This window comes from Oleiphilus sp. HI0125, assembly GCF_001635355.1.
In genome coordinates this window covers 1-603 of sequence record NZ_LWGF01000365.1, presented here as the reverse complement: position 1 = coordinate 603, position 603 = coordinate 1, and the positions used below count along the sequence as shown (strand labels likewise).

1 protein-coding gene is annotated in these 603 nt (G+C 41.6%); it reads right to left on the bottom strand.

All coding sequences use genetic code 11. The features are described from left to right. The coding region (locus tag A3762_RS26350; protein WP_156493250.1) for a hypothetical protein at nucleotides 1-259 on the bottom strand (259 nt) is incomplete at its 3' end. Between the last annotated feature and the right edge of the window lie 344 nt (nucleotides 260-603).

The window sequence follows — 603 nt, the reverse complement described above, 5'->3', positions numbered from 1 at the left end:
TTTCTAGATGTTTTAAAGCCTGAAGCGAGTTGCGTTTGTTCTCAGCAGAACTCTGGTTGATGAGTTGTTCCACGGAACGAGGTGTATCAGTATCAAGAGTGAAACGCTGACCGGCAGTATTTTTTAAGGTAATGCTCTGTTTCGATAGGCTTGAGACTAAGTCGTCCTTGGTTAAGCTGTCTTGCTCCCTAATTTCTACGCGACGTCCTGTCCAATCCATATAAAATACTGGACCTGTTACTTCCACTACTGAAAACACTGCAGCGACCTCTTCGCTATAATAATAATGTGATACGAAACGTACCTTAATGTAACGCTATGTTAACGAGATCTGATCGTTGTTACGTGAGGCAAAAGGCAAACAATTGTGATTTGGAGGTCTAAATAAGAAGGTGAAAGAGAAGGAAAAAGAGTCTGAAAAAGAGAGGAAGAGTAGGGAAGATTAGATGGCGTTAAATTGCTTTGTCGATGATTTGCTCGATGAACCAAGCTCAATAGTCCATATATCATATTGCTTCGCGATAACACGTTCTTGTGTGATTAAGTGCGCGATCATTCGTCGATTTTGTTGTCGCCCCTCTTTTGATGCGTTTGAGGCAATGG